The following is a 17,854-nucleotide window of genomic DNA, read 5'->3' on the forward strand; positions in this document are numbered from 1 at the left end:
GCCAATTGCCCGGGGGATTGAATGTGCTCGCGACGGAGCCGCCATGCCCGTCGGCTGCCTCGGATCAACGTTTGACGCGAAGCCCGCGGGCCGCGTATCGTGCTCGGCGAACGATGACGGACGACGGCCTCGTGACGGTGCTGCACTTCGTGTCCGGCCGCTACGAGGGCCAGGACTTCCCGCTCGATGCTCGGCGCAGCTACATCGCCGGCCGCAGCTCGGAGGTCGATCTCGTGTTGGCCGACGATGCGGTCAGCCGCAAGCACGCCCGATTCTACCCGGCGCGCGGCCGCATCTGGGTGCGAGACCTCGGCTCGCGCAACGGAACGATCATCAACGGGCAGCCGGTCGAGCGCCACTGCCTGCGCGTCGGCGATCGCATCGCCATCGGCTCCAGCCTGGCCAAGGTCGCCCGCTCCGCTCCCGAGTCGTTGTCGGGCAAGCGCGCCGGAGAAGCCCATCCCGGTCCCGACACGAGCATGAGCAACCGCTCCATGGCGGGCTCGCTCGAGGACATTCCGCTGATGGACGTGCTGCAGTGGCTGGCCACCAGCCGCAAGACGGGCTCGCTCAAGGTTCGCGATCCCGAGGCCGATCGCGTGGGCTCGCTGCACCTTCGCGACGGACGGGTGTTCTATGCCGCGATCACCGGGGCCCCCGAGCTCCCGCCCGAGAAGGCGCTCATCCGCATGCTGTGCTGGAAGAAGGGCAGCTTCGAGCTCGAGAACGCCGCCATCGAGAGCGTCGAGGGCGAGATCAACGTGTCGCTCGAGCACATGTTGATGGAGGCCGCCCGTCAGGAGGACGAGCTGGCCAACCTGGCCAAGAAGGTCGCCTTGCCCAAGCCACGCGCGCGCGTGGGGGTGGTCAGGCCGTGCCCGGTGCGCTGGAAGGAGCTGCAGGCGGCCGAGCTCGATCTCGTGCAGGACCTCATCGAGGTCGGCAGCTGGTGGAAGGTGCTCGATCACAGCACCATCGACGACTTGACGCTGAGCCGCACGCTGGTGGCCCTCAAGAAGAAGGGCGTCATCGAGTACTGACGCCAAGACGACGGGTGCGAGCGCAGTCGCGCGTCGCACTTCGACACTCTTTGGGGCACTCGTCGATGCTGCACCTTGCTACCATCGACGCTTGTCTCGCTGGTCCTTGCTGGACGTGGCCGAGCCTCGCGTTCGGCTGCTGCACTACACGTGGCTGGCGTTCTTCATCACGTTCGTGATCTGGTTCGCGCACGTGTCGCTGATGCCGACGATCGCGGCCTCGATGCAGCTCTCCGACGCAGAGGTCAAGGCGATCTTGGTGCTCAACGTGGCGCTGACGATCCCCGCGCGGATCCTCGTGGGGGCCCTCGTCGACCGATTCGGCCCGCGAACCAGCTACAGCGTGCTGCTGGTCGTGTGCGGCCTGCTGTGCGTGGCCTTCGCTGGGGCCCAGACCTTCGAGCAGCTCGCGGTCACGCGGTTCTTGCTCGGGCTGACGGGGGCGGGCTTCGTGATCGGCATCCGCCTGGTCAGCGAGTGGTTTCCTCCCAGGGAGTTGGGGATCGCCGAGGGGATCTACGGCGGCTGGGGCAACTTCGGGGCGGCGGTGGCCAAGACCGGCGTCCCCGTGCTGGCCGTGAGCGTGTTCGGAGGCGCGCTCGGCTGGCGCTATGCGATCGGGCTGTGCGGGCTGGTCGCGATCGGCTATGCGGGGGTGTTCTACCTCCGCGTCCGCGACACGCCCGATGGCTCGACCTACTTCAAGCCCAAGAGCACGGGTGCGCTCGAGGTGACCAGCAAGGGTGACCTGCTGTTCTACGGGCTGGTGAACCTGCCCGTGCACCTCATCCTCTACGTGCTGGTCTGGCGGCTGTCGGAGGGCGAGCTGGGGGTGCTGCCCAGGAGCCTCGAGCTGGCCTCGTACGCGATCATCACCTTCATGGTGGTCTCGCACACGTGGAAGATCTGGCAGGTCAATCGGCACTTGCTGGAGCGCGAGGTGCCGGCCGAGCAGCGCTATCGGTTCAAGCAGGTCGCTGTGCTCGACCTGGCCTACCTCGCGTGCTTCGGCTCGGAGATCGCGGTGGTCTCGATGCTGCCCACGTTCTTTGGCACGACCTTCGAGCTGTCGACCTTGTGGATGGGTCTGATGGCGGGCTCGTTCACCGTGATGAACGTGGTGGCGCGCCCGATGGGCGGGTGGCTGTCCGACCGCGTGGGGCGACGGCGGGTGCTGGTGGCGTGCCTGGCGACGCAGACGGTGGGATACCTGGTGCTCTCGCGAGTCGACGCGTCGTGGGGGGTGGTGCTGGCGGTCGTGGTCACGCTTTGCACCTCGGTGTTCGTGCAGGCGGCATGCGGGGCCGTGTACTCGATGGTGCCCTTGATCCAGCGCCGCATGACCGGGCAGATCGCCGGGATGGCGGGCGCCTACGGCAACGTGGGCGGGGTGCTGTTCCTGACCGTGCTGTCGCTGGTGGGGCCGCACGAGCTGTTCGTGGTGATCGCGGGGGTGTCACTGCTGGCGTTCGGGGCGGCGTGCTTCGTGGACGAGCCGCGCGGGTTCATGGTGGAGGTGGACGAGCGTGGGGAGGTGCAGCGGATTGCGGTGGAGTGACGGCGACTACCGCCGACGCGGGCGCGGCCGATCGCCATGCCGCCCCATGCCCTGCACCACCGCCCCCACGAGCACCGCCCCGCTGCACCAGAACAGCAGGTCGGCCACGAAGCACGCGCGCAACACGGTGATGCTGGTGCGCAGATCTCCCGAGAGCGAATCGAAACCCGCGCGCGCCAGGGGCAAGGGCGCGCCATAGCGCACGTGCGACAGCTCGGGGTCGACCGACGACAGCGCGGTCGTGAGCAGAGTGAGCGCCACTCCGAGCAGCAGCAGGTGCGCCGCCTTCTTGGCACTCACCCATCCGCTCACGACGAGCAGCGTGGCCACGGGCACCGCGCCCGTGAGCCAGTGCAGCAGGTGGATCCCCTGTAGGGTGTCGTGCAGCACATGCATCGGCGGCACCGTTACGCGTCGGCGAGGGCGTCGCATTCCGTGATACCGTGGCTTCCGTACCTTTGCTTCGGGGGAATGCATGATGGTCGGAAGGACGGAAATTCGTTGGGCGCTGGCGCTGCTGTCGGGGCTGGTCGTGAGCTGCGGCGAACCCAACGACCCCATGGGCGGCGGTGACGGCTCCACCACCAACGCGCCGACGACCGCGAGCCCGACCACGTTCGATCCGACCACCGGAGGCCAGACGGGCGCCACCATGGGCGGCACCGGCCAGGCCGACAACGGCACCACGGCCTACGGGACGGCCGCCGACTCGGGCACCACGGCGGGCTTCATCTTCGACGTGGGTGGAGCCGCCACGTTCGGTGAGACCGACGGTCCGCCCATTCCGGGAGGCCCGGGCTCGTGCCGTCAGTCCGAGGCCTATGGTGCCGCGGGGGGCTATCCCGCGTTCACCGACCCGGCCTACGCCCCGTTCCTGGACCGTCAGGTCCTCATCATGACCAACAACGGGTACAACCCCGCCGGGTTCGCGCTGCGGATCTTCGACATCTCGGGGGCACCGCCGCCGCCCAACCTCAACTACTACGCGCCGCTCTACACCAATGCCGCGTGGACGCAGGGGGCCTTCGGTGGCTCGGTCTTCGGACTCACGCTCGACTCCGACGGCAACATCTACGTGGCCGCCACGCGGGTCTACGGCAACACCAGCACGCCGGGCACGATCTACAGGGTGGATCGCGAGACGGCCGCGGTCTCGGTGTTCGCCGAGCTGCCCAACACCGCGCCCGGCCTGGGCAACATCAACTACGACTGCGTCAGCGAGACCATCTACGCCGCCAACCATGAGGACGGGCGGATCTACCAGATCGAGATGGATGGCTCGATCCGCAGCACCTACCGGCATCTCACCGGCAACGTGACGATCGGGCCCGCCGCCGATCCCGGCGAGCCCAACGGGGTGTTCTCACCGCTGGGCGACCGCGTGTGGGCGGTGCAATCGCATGCCGGGCGCCTCTACTACAGCGTGTGGAACGAGGACTCCGGGCGGCAGTCGGCCATGGTCCAAAACGAGATCTGGTCGGTGGCCTACGTCGATGACGACGGGATCCCCGACCCCGCCACCGCCGAGCTCGAGGCCGAGGTGCCGGGGCTGAACGGCGCCAACTACTCCAACCCGGTCTCCGACATCAGCTTCGCGGCCACCGGCTGGATGCTGGCGTCGGAGCGCACGATGTACAACGACGCTCAGACCAGCGCCCACCAGAGCACGACCTACGAGTACCAGCAGATCGGCGGGGTCTGGCAGGTGATCGGCACCACCTACGTGGTGGGCGAGCTGCCCAACAGCGCCGCGGGCGGGGTCGATCACGACTTCGAGGAGGACGGCTACGTGTGGATGACGGGCGACGCGCTCGACTTCTACACTCCCGAGGTCGTCTACGGAGTGCAGGGCACCCCGTACGGTGGTGGCGACATCACCAACAGCACGCTCATCGACCACGACGCCGAGATCACCCAGCAGGACAAGACGGCGCAGGGGGATTGCGAGATTCCGATCCCCGGTGACGCGATGCCGCCGCCCCCACCCCCGCAGGGGTGAGGGCGCGGGGCGGGCTCAGCCGGGGTCTGGGCACTCGGTCGGGACGTTGGGAAGCCGATCTGCGCCACATGAGAGGTCGCCGTCCTCTCCGTACGAGGTGCTGAGATACACTTCCCCACGACGCCACGTCCATGCCTCTCCGGGCTCACCGTAGGGACTCAGAGGCTCCATGAGCTCGGTTCGCAGCATCTCGCAGGAGTCACCGAGCCGAAACACCAATGCCTCGGCCACGGGTACGCCGTCCCACATCACGGCGGTCTCCCCCTTCTCGGGATACACGTAGACCTCGTCTCCCTCGAAGCTCACCGCGTGGTGCTCGGTCTCCATGGTGCCATTGCACCACAGTCGCGTGACCAACAGTCCATCGCGGCGAAGCTCGATGTTCTCGAAGTGGCCGAACAGGTATTCCCCAGGCATTCCGATCGGAATCCCGCTGTCGAGATGGTAGGAGCCGAGTGATTCTTCGGGCCACACGGGACTCATGTCCTGTGCGTCGCCTTCGCTCTCCCCCATCGTGCCGGCTTCTTCGCCGGCTTCTTCGCCTCCATCGCCGCCGGCACCTTCTCCGAACGACGCGGGTGCATCCGTGCAGCCGAACGTCAGTGAGAGCGTCATCGAGACGACCAGCCTCGTGCTCCAGGATTTCGAGTATGACATTTGCGACGTCCAATCTCCTCAAGCAGGGTCTTCGCACCCGGTCGGGACATCGGGTGACAGGTCGGCTCCCCACACGCTGTCGCCCTCTCCACACTCGTCGCTGATGTAGACCACGCCGCGTCGCCACGTCCACGGAGCAGCGAACGAGCCCTCTGGATGGACCGGCTCGATGAACTCCATCACGAGCTCCGCGCAGCTGGATCCGGGTCGTATCACGAGCGCCTTGGCCACCGGTGATCCATTCCAGATCACGTGTGTCTGGCCGGGTTCCGGTCGAACGTGGACCTCCGCGCCTTCGAAGCTCGCCGCGAGCTGCTCGATCTTCTCGGTGCCATGACATCCCAGGAACGTCACCCGCAACGAATCCCTTCGGAGCTCGAGATTCGTCACGATGCCCAGGTACATCGCCGGAACACCAAGCGGAAGCGCATCGTCGTGATATTGCCCCAAGAATTCCTCGGGCCACGTGGGGGCCGCTTGCCCTCCACTCTCGCTGTCGCCGTCATCGTCGCTGGTCCCCGCGGAGGTCGAGCCCTCGGCGGGTACCTCGAAGCCTCCTTCGACGTTCACATGGCCAGGATTGGCCCCGCACCCGAGCATCAGACTCAGCACGACCAGCCGCCCCCCACTCTCCATCGTGCCCCTCGGCTTCTGCACAGACCGCCGGAGGCTCGAGTAATTCGAGTTCGACATCAGGACCGCCAATCTCCTCGAGCAGGATCTTCACATGTGGTTGGGACTTCGGTTGGCACGGATCCGTGATCGGTACCCAGTGATTGCTGCATACGCCGTCGCCTCGACATCAGCAGCATCATGCCGAGCAACCACGCAGACCATCCGCCATCGCCGCCGCTGGTCCGGCAGTCGCACCCGCCGGGATCTCCAACGCCTCCGACGCTGGTCTCGGTCTCGTTCCACGAGGTCGAGGTGCCGCCCGAGCTCTCGGGGTCGAGGCCGCCGTCCGAGGAAGATGAGGAAGACGACGCCGCCGCGATGCACTGGCCGAAGTCGTAGGTGCAGGTCATGGGATCGCACATCAGCACGCCGCCCTCGAAGCCCTCGCCCTCGCAGGTGGGGATCTCGCCCAGCGAGACGCCGCCCATGTCTAGCCCATCACACTGTTCCACACCCTCTCGAATGCCGTTTCCGCAGCTCTGACAGATCATGGGCGGAGGCTCCCCACAGCTCCGCAGGTGGTGATCACACAGCACCTGATTGAACCAGGTATACGCTTCGGTTCCGTAGTTGCACGCCACGAAGGTGACCATCTCGTCGATGAGCTGCTCGTAGGTGAGCGGATCGGTGCGCAGCGCGTAGAGGAAGGGGAGCACGGCCAATTCGTCGTCGGTGGCGCAGGTCGAGCTCGAGCCCGGCGCGTCGCACCCAAGCGGCCACGCAATGGCCGGCAGCGTCTCGCACGAGAACGGGAAGGTCGGCTCGCAGTACTGCCAGTGCAGTAAGCTCCACCACGCTTGCAAGAGGCTCGTGACGTTGTAGCCGGCGGTGGCATCGCACAGGTGCGTGCCGCCCTGGCTGGGGTCGGTCTCGTTGTTCGAAGGCTTGTCGCAGTAGAAGGGATCGAGACAGGCGGGATCGTCGTCGCGCAGGAACAGCGAGATCTGGTCCGCATCGCCCATGCAGGCCTCGTGTTGCACGAGCGTCGAGCCCTGGCCCGCACCGGTCATCACCAGGTCGATGATGCCGCAGTCTTCGAAGGGGATGCCGCCGATGCGCTGGAACTGCCACAGCGTGAACATCTGGGCGATGGTCTCGGTGAGCGGCAGGGCCTCGTCGGGAGTGTCCTCGTCACAGGTGCTGTCGCACAACCCGGCCTGGCACTTCGGGGCGTGGGTGCGAGGGAAGCCCGGCCCCAGGAACACGTCGAAGGCGTGGCCGAGCTCGTGCATCAGCACGTGGGTGCCCATAGGGCCGGGAGGAAGTCTGATGAAGGAGACGACCTCCGACTGTAGACCTGGTCCTGGCGATTGGTATGCCTCGAGCACCGGGGTCATCGACTCGACGAGACCGAAACCAGCCTGCCCCGTTGGTCCTCCGAGAGGAGCATGCCCATTGGCGTCGATGATTCGCGGACGGAACTGCCCTGGACCGTAGTCCGAGGTCTTGGGGACTCCGATCTCATTGGAAGGGTCGGCAGGATCGGGCACGAAGTCATCGAACAGCGAGATCGCCGAGTCCCATGAACCCGCCGCCAGGTGATCCACCAACGCATAGGCTTCTTGGCTGATGTGATAGTGCCGCTGCGCGTCGAATGCCGCACCAGGCTGTGACACATCGAAATCGCCGCTGGCATCGATATAGCGGGAGAAGTCGATCTCGTCCTGGACTTCCTCCAACGAATTACCCTGCAGATCGAGCGCCACCACCGTTTCCGACGCCAGCTGTGGCCACCCCGAGAGGTCCTCGATCGACCCCAGCAAGCTCGAGCTATCCAGCAGGCTCGACACCACGGCCTCGCTGATCGGCGCGGTGGTGATGTCGGAGCCGAGGTCCTCGGTGACGACCTGCACCCCCACCGTGTTGCTCACCCCGTTGGCCGAGTTGCGTTCGAAGGCCAGGAGCGGCAGCTCGGCCGCAGGCGTGCGCGGAGCGGCAGCCACGATCACGGTCGCCACCGGTACCTGCCCGCCGAGGTAGGCCACCCCCTGCCAGCCGATGGCGTTGGGGCCGGGCACGGCCACGAGCCCGAGGTCCTCCACCTTCACGGTGGACGCGGGTGCACCCGTGCGGTCGGCCACGTGGTGTGCGATCGCCTGCCGCGCCACCTCCTCGCCCGCGGGGTCGTGCTCGTGCTCGAACGGCTGCCGCGGATCGAGGATGGTCCCCTTCACCGAGACGGCGCCCAGGGGCCCGACCTCGACCGTGATGGTCGACCCATCGCCGACCACCAGGGCCCGACCGCCATTCGCCTGGTAGTACTGGTAGAAACGAAACAGCTCGAGCTTGCCGTGGCGAGCGCGCGACTCCTCGAGTACCTCGATGCTCAGCAGCTCGGGGCTCAGGCCATCGGGAAGGCCGAGATCGCCCTCGTGGCCCGAGATCCACGCCTCGAGACCCGCGAGGACCTCGTCGGAGCTGGAGGCGGATTGCAGCTCGAACAGCGTGGTTCCCAATCCAGCCAGCCCATGGACTCGACCATCTGCGTGGCAGTACGGCTCGATCGAGCACGAATCGAACCCGGGACTGCACGAATGATCACATGCAGCCCCGGCCCATCCGTCCTCGCAGGCGGGGAGCACCTCGCCACTACAGCCTTGCTGAGACGAAGTGTATCGGTGCGTGACGGCTGGCTCGTCGAGTACGGGCTCGACGGGCTCGGCGAAGGAGGCCTCGCATGCACCGAAGGGCGTCACTAGCAGCAACAACGAGAGACGGTTTCGTTTGAGACGTTCCACCATGCGCCTGACTAGCGACCCGAGCGTGGGTGGCCACCCGTCGGGTAAAGATTCCCGAACGAAATCCGACGGGGGTCGCCGTCGGCCCCGCCGGGCACCGACCGGCCGTCAATCCGCGACCCGTGGGCTCTCGGAGCGATTCCGGCTCACCCGCTCGACGGGGGCGGAGTCACGATGGCCACATCAGGGCAGCGGCAGGGTGACCGGGACCTCGACCACGTTGTTGTCGTAGTCCCGCTCGACGAGCACGGGCACGGCCGAGTCGGCGCGCGCCTGATTGAGCGCGGCCCGGATCGTGTAGTCGCCCGGAGGCACGTCGGTGACGTCGATCCACTGGCAGGGAAGGTCCGACTCGTAGATGTCGGCGTATCCGCGGCTGATGCCCTGGTTGGCGCAATCGTAGTGCCCGGGCGTGTTGGGCCAGGCCCAGCTATAGGAGTCGAGCAAGCAAAAGCCCGGCTTGAATCCGCTGGCCACCACGCCGAATTCGTCCCGCAGCTCGAAGGTGGCGAACTCGTCGAAGTGATGGTGGTCGTGGCACTCGCTGTAGTGGAAGACGTCGGGCTCATTGGCCGCCACGCCGAGCACCAGGTCGCGCGAGCCGATGTTGGAGGCGGTGAGGGTGAACCGCAGGATCGTGCGCCATCCCAGCCCTCCCACGCAGCCCTCGTAGAGCTCGCAGGTGCCCTCGTGCACGAAGATGTCGGTGAGCACGGGCTCGATCCACGACTCGTCGATCACCAGGTCGGGAGCATCACAGCCCACTGCACCGTTGCCGGGATCCTCGGGCGCGGCGGGCGGGTCGTCGAAGTCGAGCCCGGCCACCGCCGGGGCGCAGCGATGGATGCCGCGGTGGATCGAGCCCTGCGGACAGCACAGCAGCTCGCCGGGGCACGCGGTGGCCCCCTGCGTGGGGTCGCACAGGCCTCCTTCTCCGCTCCCGCACACGGAGGCGTCGTCGTGGGCGTGCACCGAGACGGAATCGACGGCGGCCTCGAGGATGCCGGTTCCCACGTCGGTGGCCGTCAGGCGCAGCCGCGAGCCGTCGACCATGGGTATCGAGCACGCCCCGTACTCGCGCGGAGTCCAGCGGTTGTGGGGCGTGCTGGTCGTGGGCTGGTCGAGCTGCTCGAGCGCATGGGCCACGTAGCCGCCGGGTACGCGGGCGTCGGGCACGAGCAGGTCCACCCGCAGCGAGGGCCCGGGCTGATCGCTCGACTCGTAGAAGAACCGGCGCAGCCGCACGGTGGCGGCAGCGGCCCCTCCGAGATCGAACGGAGGCGAGGTGAGCACGGTCCGACCTCCGGAGACGTCCTCGTCGTCGGCCTGACCGGCGGCGTTCTGCCCGGTGAAGACACAGGCGCTTCCGCCCGCACACCGACCGGGCTGCGAGGGCGCCCCCAGGTGCGAGGCCGGAACCGGATCCCCGCGCACCCAGGCGCCCGTGAGGGCATCGCCGCTCACCTCCCAGCCGCGGTCCTCCTCGAAGTCGTCCTCGAACACGGTGCTGCTGATCCCGTCGTAGACGGTGGTGAAGCTCCACGTGGGGCTGGGCTCGGAGACCCGCTGGGGATCGTCGACCTCGAACGCCTGCACCCACCACGCGAAGGTCTGCTCGTGGGCGAAGTCCAGCGGGCCCAGGCACGGTCCTTCCCAGCCCGGCTGCTCGCCCTGGATCCCCTCGCCGAGCTCGATGTCGTCCACGAACACGCGGTAGCGCACCGCATCGCCATCGGGGTCGTCGACCAGGGTCCAGCACAGCTCGGTCTGCACGGGTACATCGACGGCGCCATCGATGGGGCTCACCAGCGTGGGAGCAGGAGGGAGCGAGCCCGCACCGGTGGTGCCGTCCAGGCCCGAGGAGGACGAGGTGCCGCCCTCGGCCGTGGTGGCTTCGGTCGCGGTGCCGAGGGTCGTGCCGGTCGTTCCGCTGCTGCCACCGTCGACCGAGCTCGGCGGGCCGGGGCACGCCACCAGGCCCAGCGACGCGAGCGTGGCGAGCCACGGTGACCTCGTCGTTCGCCCTCCCACGAGCTCGATGATAGGCGATGCTCAGCGCGTCGGGACCACGCCGTGCAGCCGCAGTCCCGCCTCGAGCGCTTCCACGCCCTGCACCGCCACGCATGCCCCCGTGGGCGCCGCCCGACCGAGCACGGCATCGCGGACGAGGCGGGTGAGCGCGACCTCCTGGGCCTGCTGATGGCTCGTGGCCACCCGAAGGCTCGCGTCGAGCAGCCCACGCGCGCGAAGGCGCTTGCCGGGCACGCGGCTGAGCGCGGCCAGTCGACCCGCCTCGCGCAGCGCATGGGCCAGGTCGTTGCGGAAGCGGCTGGTCGACCACAGGCCCCAGCGCAAGCAGCGTCGGGCGCGTCGTAGGGCGTCGCCGGGTGAGGTCCCGCCGGGCTCTTCGGCCACCCGCCGCCAGGCCGTGGCTCGCCACACGTCGAGCGCGGCCAGCAGCTCGGTGGGCATGAGCTCGACGCGCGCGAGCTCGTCGGCCGTACGATCGAGCATCTGGGCCGCCTCGAGCGGCCGCCCCACGCCCAGAAGCCGCAGCCCAGCCGCCTGCATGGCCACCAGCTTGGTGAAGCGATGATCGATCTGCTCGGCGATCTCCACCTGCACGCGGATCATCATCGAAGGCACGCGGCCTCCCGAGGCCTTGGTCCACAGCAGCACGCTGCTGGCGGCCATGACCACGTTGCCTCCATCGAGCGCCCCTTGGTGGAGACGACGTGCGATCGAGGTCGCCTCGGCGGTGGATCCCAGCCGATACTTGGCCCGCGCTGCATACAGCAGGGCATCGTTCGCCGCGGTCACGTCGTCCATGGCCTCGAGCCGCTCGGCGGCCTCGGTCGATACCCTGGCCGCCTCGGCGAAGCGCGACGCTCCGTAGAGCACGATCCCTTGCTGGTGAAGCGCCTTGGCCTCGCCCCAGCGGTCGCCCAGGCTGCGCTGGATCTCCAGGCCGCGGTCCGCGTACGACAGGCCGCGACGAAACCACGGCAGCGTGGCCAGCATCGCTCCATGACTCGAGTAGGCGCGTCCGAGCTCGGGCGTGGGCGGGTGACGTTCGGCTGCGTTGAGCTCGCGCAGGTGCGGCCAGAACACGCGCATGCCCCCGCGGTTGAAGTAGGAGGCATGGGCCAGGCGACCGTAGATCCGCATGGCCAGGCGCTCGGACGGAAGCGGGGGCACGAGCGCCTGCTCGCGAGGGAACCATGCGCGACGCAGCTGCACGGCCACCTCGCGGAGGTTGCCCAGCAGCAGGGCTCGGTGATCGCTCGGAATGCCCTGGCCCAGATCCTCGAGCGCGGTCTCGAACGCCCCGATTGCGGCTCGCACGTCGCCGCGACTGAGCTCCACCTCGCCCAGCTCGTAGGAGATGCGGGCACGCTCCTCACCGATCTCGAGCTTGTCGCGCGCTCGCGCGAGCTCGCCCGCGGCCTCGTCGAAGCGCCCCTGCCGGGTCAGCACCTCGGCGTACTCGCCACGCACCCGCACCTCGTCGGCCAGGGGCAGCAGCCCGGGCGCCAGGGCCCGGCGATAGAGGTCGGCCGCACGATCGAACGCCAGGGTGTCGATGGCTCCCTTGGCCGCCTTGAGGTAGCGGGGCACGGCCTCCGCTCGACGTCCGCCGGCCTCGAGGTGCTTGCCGATGCGCTCGTGATCGACGACGCCTTCGGCAAGCAGGGCATCGACCAGCCGCAGGTGCCACCGACGGCGCTCGTCCTCGCCGAGCTGCTCGTTGATCGCATCGCGGATCCGGTCGTGGTAGGTCTCGATCACCTCCACCCCACGCGTGCCCTTGACCCGCAGCAGGTTGGCGGCGCGCAGCTGGACCACCGCGGGGGTCTCCTGGGCCCCCAGGTCGGCGGCTCGCCGAGCCACCGCGCGTGCCACCGGCCCGGCCGCCACCGCCACGGCCTCGAGCAACCGCCGAGAGGACTCCTCGAGGAGCCGGATCCGATCGCGTACCACCGCCTCGACCGTGAGACCGCGTGGCGACAGCTTGGGTCCGGCGCGGCTCGAGACGTAGCTGGCCAGCTCGACCAGCAAGAAGGGATCGCCCTTGGCCTCGGCCGCCACCTCGGCCACGTCGGCGTGCGTGGAGCCTCGTACCAGGCTGCGGGCGAGCTCGAGCGCCGCTTCGGGGCTGAGCGCGTCGAGCGGAATCACCTCGTGCTCGACCGGTGCCGCGAGGAAGCTGCGCAGGAACTCGCTGGTGTCCTGGTCCTCGCGACGAAAGCTGCCCAGCAGCAGCAACGGAGGAGGCGGCGTCCCGAGCACGTCGGTCAACACCTGGGCGCTGTCGAGGTCGCCCCACTGCAGGTCGTCGATGGCGATGATGAGGGGCGCGTGTCGGGCCAGCGCCTCGAGCAGCTGTCGCAGCGCGGTGATCCCCTGGCGACGAATGCGGGCGGGGTCGGTGATGCCCACGGGCGAGACCGGGTCGTGCATGGCCGGCGAGCCCACCACCACGGTCGATCGCGACGAGAGGTTCTGATCGGAGCTCCAACGAGGAATGGTTGGGGGACTGCGAGCAGCGGCTCGAGCCCCCGTACTGGGTGCCGGGTCGGGTGCCGCGCTGGTTCCTGGGTCGGGTGCCGCGCTGGTTCCTGGGTCGGGTGCCGCGCTGGGTGCCGGTTCGGATGCCGTGCTGGGCCCTGGGTCGGGTGTCGCGCTGGTTCCTGGAATCGGGTTGGTGTCGTCGGTCAGCTGCCGCGGTGCCGTGACCGGCGTGGTCTGTTGTTGACGGATCTCGCGGAGCGCCTCGGACATGTGGGGATCGGTGTCGTGGGGCAGCGCCTCCACCGGCACCGCGGGTGCACCGAACTGGGCGAGCACCGGAAACAGCCGGCCAAGCGCCCAGCGATGCCGCGGCATCACCTCCTCGCGCTCCTCCATGGGCATGCTGGCCAGGTGGTGGCACACCGCATCCATCACCGCATCGAGAGCCTTGTAGGGCACCGATTCCTGCTCGTAGCAGCGCCCGGTGAGGACCACGGCGCCGCTGCGTCGCTGGCGGGTCAAGAAGTGTCGGATGAGCGCGCTCTTGCCGATGCCCGAGCGACCGGCGACCAGGAGCACCCGCCCCTTGCCACGCGAGACGTCGCGCATGGCCTCGTCGATGCGACGCAGCTCGGCCTCGCGACCGAGCAGCGGAGTCTCGGCGCGGTGACGCGACGGCAGGGCGTGCTCGCTGTCGCTGCACAGCAGATCGAGGATCTCGGAGCCTCCGGGGCGCAGCGCGGGATCGCGAGACAAGAGCGCCATGCACAGGCGATCGAGATCGGCGGGAACGTCGGGCACCCAGACGACGGGCGCGTCGGGATCGCGGGCCAGCTTGTCGCTGACGGGGTCATCTCCCGAGTGGGGAAGCCGTCCCGTGATCGCCTCGTAGAGCATCACCCCGACCGCGTAGAAGTCGGCCGAGGGACTCGGGCGCTCCCCCTGCGCCTGCTCGGGTGACATGTACGCGGGGGTTCCCGCGGCCTGGGCGTGGCCCCACAGCTCTGCCGACACGCCGAAGTCGAGCAGCACCGCGCGTCCGGAGTCGTCGACCATCACGTTCGACGGCTTGATGTCGCGGTGCACGTGACCGGCATCGTGCAGTGCCATCAGCCCGCGCACGACCTGGGCGGTCACCGTGCGCAATCCCGGGAGCTGCTCGGGCCGCAGCGGCGGGAAGTACTCCAGCTCGCCGGTCTCGGCTCGGGACAGCCGCTCGGGGGCTGGGCCCGTCCACTCGGCCACCGTTGCCCGCTCGGGCGCCGCCGGGCGTGGATCGCTGGCATCCCAGCTCGGCAACGCATCCACGGGGCGGCGCACGTAGCCCAGGAAGTCGGTGCCGTCCACCAGCTCCATGGTGAACATCAGCTCCTCGCCCGCCGCGTGCAGCTCGTAGAGCTTGACGAGGTTGGGGTGGACCAGATCCGCCATCGAGCGGAACTCGCGCTTGAACGCCAGCATGCTGGCCGAGCCCTGCACGCTGAGCGCCTTGAGCGCGACCTCGGCTCCGCGCTGGCGATCGAAGGTTCGGTAGACCACGCTCGACGTGCCTCGCCCGAGCGTCGACCGGATCTCGAAGCGCTCGCGGTCGAAGCCCTCGGGCAGAGCAGGCCCGCTGCCGCGAAACGCAGCACCGTCTGGCGAGGCAGGATCCACGAGCCCTCCATCCTATCTACAAATGCTCGCCAGGCCACGGCCCTGGCGCCCAAAAGGGCCGCGCGGGGACACCAGTGGCGTGAGGAGTGCCGATCCGGGCCACGAAGGGTCGGTGCTCGGCCACCGCAGCGGTTGATCGGGTGATCACCAACACAGTCAGAAGTGCATCCCCGACTGGTTGCGCCTGGACCCAACGGGACGCCAGCTAATCGGCGTAGAGCCGCAGCCACTGCTCGAGCACGATGAACGACCACAGGCGCAGCCCGTGATCCCGTTGACCTCCGCGGTGCTCCTCGACCAGGCGACCGACCTCGTCGGCGGCCAACAGGCCCCGGCGCTCGAGCAGCTCGGGTGCGAGCCATCGTTGGACCAGGCGATCGAGATCGCGACGCATCCACACGCCCACGGGCGCGTTGAAGCCGAGCTTGCGCCGACGCAGCACGCTCCTTGGCAGGCGCTCGCCCATGATCTTGCGAAGCACCCGCTTCGAGGCCAGCCAGCCCACGCGGTGACGCGCGGGGATCTGCATGGCCAGCTCGACCAGCCGGTGATCGCAAAGCGGCACGCGAAGCTCGAGGCCATGGGCCATGCTCATGCGATCCGAGCCACGCAGCACGTTCTCGGGGAGGAACCCGTGGAGATCCGCATAGGCCCCGCGCTCGACCAGCCCGGCCCGAGCCGGTCGATCGAACGCCTTCACCACCGGATCCACCCGCGGCAGCGTACGCAGGCGATCGCGCAGGGCCGGAGCCAGCAAGCGATCGCGCTCGGACACGCGCGCGTAGCCCACCCACGATGCATAGCGCTCGGCATCGGGCAAGCGCAGGCCGCTCAGGAACTGCCGAGCCCAGCGCCGATAGCTGCGTGCGGTGGCTTGCTCGCGTCCTCGGACCGCGCGGCCGGCCAGCTCGAGCAACGACGGCGGCAGCCGCCCCGCCAGCTCCGAGAGTCGAAGCCCGCGGTAGCGCGGATAGCCGCCGAACAGCTCGTCACCGCCGTCGCCGGCCAGGGCCACCGTCACGTGCTCACGCACGAACCTCGACAGCGCCGACGACAGCATGGCGGTGGGGCTGCCGAACGGCTCGTCGAAGCCCTGCACCATCGCCTCGAGCCCCGAGAGCACGTCGACCGTCAGCTCGAGCTCGTGGTGGTGGGTGCCGAAGAAGCGGGCGACCGCTCGCGCCTCGCTGCGCTCGTCGTAGCTGCGCCCTTCGGCCCCGTAGCCCACGCAGAACGTCTTCACCGGGCCATGGCCGTGCTCGCTGAGCACCGCCACGATCGTCGACGAGTCGATGCCTCCCGACAGGAACGCGCCCAGCGGCACGTCGGCCACGGTGCGCGACAGGATCGCGTCCTCGAGCACCGGGGCGACGACCTCGGCCCACTCCTCGAGCGAGCGTCCCTCGATCACCGCCGGCTCCGCGTCCCAGTAGCGGCGGATCTCGATCGCGCCCGCCTGCCACACCAGCAGGTGGCCGGGCGGGAGCTGGTGGATCCCGCGAAACATCGAGAGCGGCGGCGGCACGTAGTAGAGGTCGAGGTAGGCATCGAGCGCCAGCGGGTCGAGCTCGCGGCTCACTCCCGGCACGGGGAGGAGTGCCTTGGGCTCCGAGCCGAACACGAGGGCCGTGCCCGACGGCTTGGACCCTTCGGGGGCCGTGCCCGACGGCTTGGACCCTTCGGGGGCCGTGCCCGAGAGCATGGACCCTTCGAGGGCCGTGCCCTCGAGCAAGGCATAGTAGAGGGGCTTGACCCCCACTCGATCCCGCACCAGCAGCAGCCGCTTGCGCGCGTCGTCCCAGATCCCGAAGGCGAACATCCCCAGCAAGCGGTCGACCATCGCGTCGCCCCACTCGCAGTAGGCCGCCAGCAGCACCTCGGTGTCCGAGCGGGTCGTGAACACGTGGCCGAGGCGCTCGAGCTGTGCTCGCAGCTCCCGGAAGTTGTAGATCTCGCCGTTGAACGTCACCCAGCACGAGCCATCGGCGCTCTGCATCGGCTGGACGCCGCCCTCGAGGTCGATGATCGACAGGCGGCGGTGACCGAGTCCCCAGCCCTCCCCCAGCTGCAGGCCGTCGGCATCGGGGCCGCGATGCCGCAGCGTCGCGGTCATCGTCGCGAGCAGCGAGCGGTCGGCCTGGCCGACCATGCCGGTGATTCCGCACATGCGAAGTTGCTGACCTTCGTCGGGGCTCTGGCTGGGCCTCTGGTCGAGCTAGAGGCGGTCGAAGCTCTGCCGAAATTGATCCGTCTGGCGCTCCAGCACCAGTTCCTTGCTGTTGGCCTCGTAGAACCATGCGTCGTCGGTGTCCTGCCCGTAGCGCTGGAGCTTGATGTAGTCGCGACCGCCGAGGCTGCCCAGCTCCTGCACCGTGCCCACCTCCATCAGGCCGCGGTCGTAGGGGGCGAGCATGCGCCAGGTGTCGTCGAGGTCGAACGCCAGCAGGTGCAGGTCGGGGCCCCCGAGCCTGCGAGGTGACTCGCTGACCTTGACCCATGCGCCGAGCAGCGGAGTCAGGCGCGAGTCGGGCTGCGCGACCATCACCTCGACCTCGAAGCCGCCCGAGTTGCCCAGGTTCTTCGGACCATCGGGGGTCGCATCGTTGATGCCCAGGAGCAAGGGACCGCCCGCGCGCGAGCACAGCGTGGCCTTGGCGCCCACGAACTGCGGGCGGCCATCGACCTGGGCCAGCAGGCCCGCATGCCCGTCGTGCCAGCCGGTGAGGGGATCTTCGAAGCATGCGTCGGCCGGCCAGTGGACGTTGAAGTCCGAGCGCGGGTAGCCGTTGGGGCCCACGTCGGCGCCCCACTGCGGGGTGGCGTTGAAGCGCACCGCGCCCTCGACGTAGCGCACCAGGACGTGTTGGCCGGGGTCGAGGTGGACGTCGGTGGGGGTGAGGGCGCGGTCGCCCGGGACGAAGACGCGGACGGTGGTCATGGGACGGGGGCCTGCGAGTGGCAAGGGTACATGGTCCGCGGGGGGGATGGCGCTGATCGGGCAAACGGTGCTGGGTATGCA

General features: G+C 68.9%; 11 protein-coding genes. 3 read left to right on the top strand and 8 right to left on the bottom strand.

Features of this window, described 5'->3' with window-relative positions; translation table 11 throughout:
• Nucleotides 1-113: 113 nt before the first annotated feature.
• Entirely contained in the window at nucleotides 114-1,040 is a 927-nt protein-coding gene (locus OEB96_RS45005) for a DUF4388 domain-containing protein (protein WP_266223179.1), read from the top strand.
• 91 nt (nucleotides 1,041-1,131) lie between these two features.
• On the top strand, nucleotides 1,132-2,598 hold the full coding sequence (locus OEB96_RS45010) for an MFS transporter (protein ID WP_266223180.1): 1,467 nt from the start codon (nucleotides 1,132-1,134) through the stop codon (nucleotides 2,596-2,598).
• 6 nt (nucleotides 2,599-2,604) lie between these two features.
• Here the strand turns inward: OEB96_RS45010 and OEB96_RS45015 are convergent, their stop codons facing one another.
• Nucleotides 2,605-2,994, bottom strand: coding sequence for a hypothetical protein (locus OEB96_RS45015; RefSeq protein WP_266223181.1), 390 nt, complete (start codon nucleotides 2,992-2,994; stop codon nucleotides 2,605-2,607).
• 79 nt (nucleotides 2,995-3,073) lie between these two features.
• Here OEB96_RS45015 and OEB96_RS45020 point away from each other — a divergent pair, with 79 nt between their 5' ends.
• A complete protein-coding gene (locus OEB96_RS45020; protein ID WP_266223182.1) occupies nucleotides 3,074-4,597 on the top strand; it encodes an SMP-30/gluconolactonase/LRE family protein in 1,524 nt (507 codons plus the stop codon).
• 15 nt (nucleotides 4,598-4,612) lie between these two features.
• On the opposite strand, the gene OEB96_RS45025 is transcribed toward OEB96_RS45020, so the two are convergent.
• The 7 genes from OEB96_RS45025 to OEB96_RS45055 all read right to left on the bottom strand — a co-directional run bounded on the left by OEB96_RS45025 (nucleotide 4,613) and on the right by OEB96_RS45055 (nucleotide 17,773).
• Complete coding sequence (locus tag OEB96_RS45025) at nucleotides 4,613-5,212, bottom strand: hypothetical protein (RefSeq protein WP_266223183.1); 600 nt, start codon at nucleotides 5,210-5,212, stop codon at nucleotides 4,613-4,615.
• Between the two features lie 60 nt (nucleotides 5,213-5,272).
• Nucleotides 5,273-5,824, bottom strand: coding sequence for a hypothetical protein (locus OEB96_RS45030; RefSeq protein WP_266223184.1), 552 nt, complete (start codon nucleotides 5,822-5,824; stop codon nucleotides 5,273-5,275).
• A 122-nt stretch (nucleotides 5,825-5,946) separates the two neighbouring features.
• Nucleotides 5,947-8,385 carry an MYXO-CTERM sorting domain-containing protein gene (locus OEB96_RS45035; protein ID WP_266223185.1) on the bottom strand — a complete coding sequence of 813 codons (2,439 nt, stop codon included), beginning with the start codon at nucleotides 8,383-8,385 and terminating at the stop codon, nucleotides 5,947-5,949.
• A gap of 465 nt (nucleotides 8,386-8,850) precedes the next feature.
• A complete protein-coding gene (locus OEB96_RS45040; RefSeq protein ID WP_266223186.1) occupies nucleotides 8,851-10,698 on the bottom strand; it encodes a lysyl oxidase family protein in 1,848 nt (615 codons plus the stop codon).
• Between the two features lie 21 nt (nucleotides 10,699-10,719).
• Nucleotides 10,720-14,835, bottom strand: a complete 4,116-nt coding sequence (locus OEB96_RS45045; RefSeq protein ID WP_266223187.1) for a protein kinase domain-containing protein — start codon at nucleotides 14,833-14,835, stop codon at nucleotides 10,720-10,722.
• A 205-nt stretch (nucleotides 14,836-15,040) separates the two neighbouring features.
• A complete protein-coding gene (locus OEB96_RS45050; protein ID WP_266223188.1) occupies nucleotides 15,041-17,002 on the bottom strand; it encodes an asparagine synthetase B family protein in 1,962 nt (653 codons plus the stop codon).
• Between the two features lie 48 nt (nucleotides 17,003-17,050).
• The gene (locus tag OEB96_RS45055) at nucleotides 17,051-17,773 is read right to left on the bottom strand and encodes a hypothetical protein (RefSeq protein WP_266223189.1); all 723 of its coding nucleotides are present in this window, start codon (nucleotides 17,771-17,773) and stop codon (nucleotides 17,051-17,053) included.
• Nucleotides 17,774-17,854 lie beyond the last annotated feature (81 nt).

Origin of the sequence: Paraliomyxa miuraensis (assembly GCF_026337845.1) — a bacterium.
GTDB classification, from domain to species: Bacteria; Myxococcota_A; Polyangia; order Nannocystales; family Nannocystaceae; genus Paraliomyxa; species Paraliomyxa miuraensis.

Coding starts and splice junctions, on each gene's coding strand:
- OEB96_RS45005 (WP_266223179.1), top strand. CDS start 114: ATGACGGACGACGGCCTCGTGACGGTGCTGCACTTCGTGTCCGGCCGC.
- OEB96_RS45015 (WP_266223181.1), bottom strand. CDS start 2,994: ATGCATGTGCTGCACGACACCCTACAGGGGATCCACCTGCTGCACTGG.
- OEB96_RS45020 (WP_266223182.1), top strand. CDS start 3,074: ATGATGGTCGGAAGGACGGAAATTCGTTGGGCGCTGGCGCTGCTGTCG.
- OEB96_RS45025 (WP_266223183.1), bottom strand. CDS start 5,212: ATGACGCTCTCACTGACGTTCGGCTGCACGGATGCACCCGCGTCGTTC.
- OEB96_RS45050 (WP_266223188.1), bottom strand. CDS start 17,002: ATGTGCGGAATCACCGGCATGGTCGGCCAGGCCGACCGCTCGCTGCTC.
- OEB96_RS45055 (WP_266223189.1), bottom strand. CDS start 17,773: ATGACCACCGTCCGCGTCTTCGTCCCGGGCGACCGCGCCCTCACCCCC.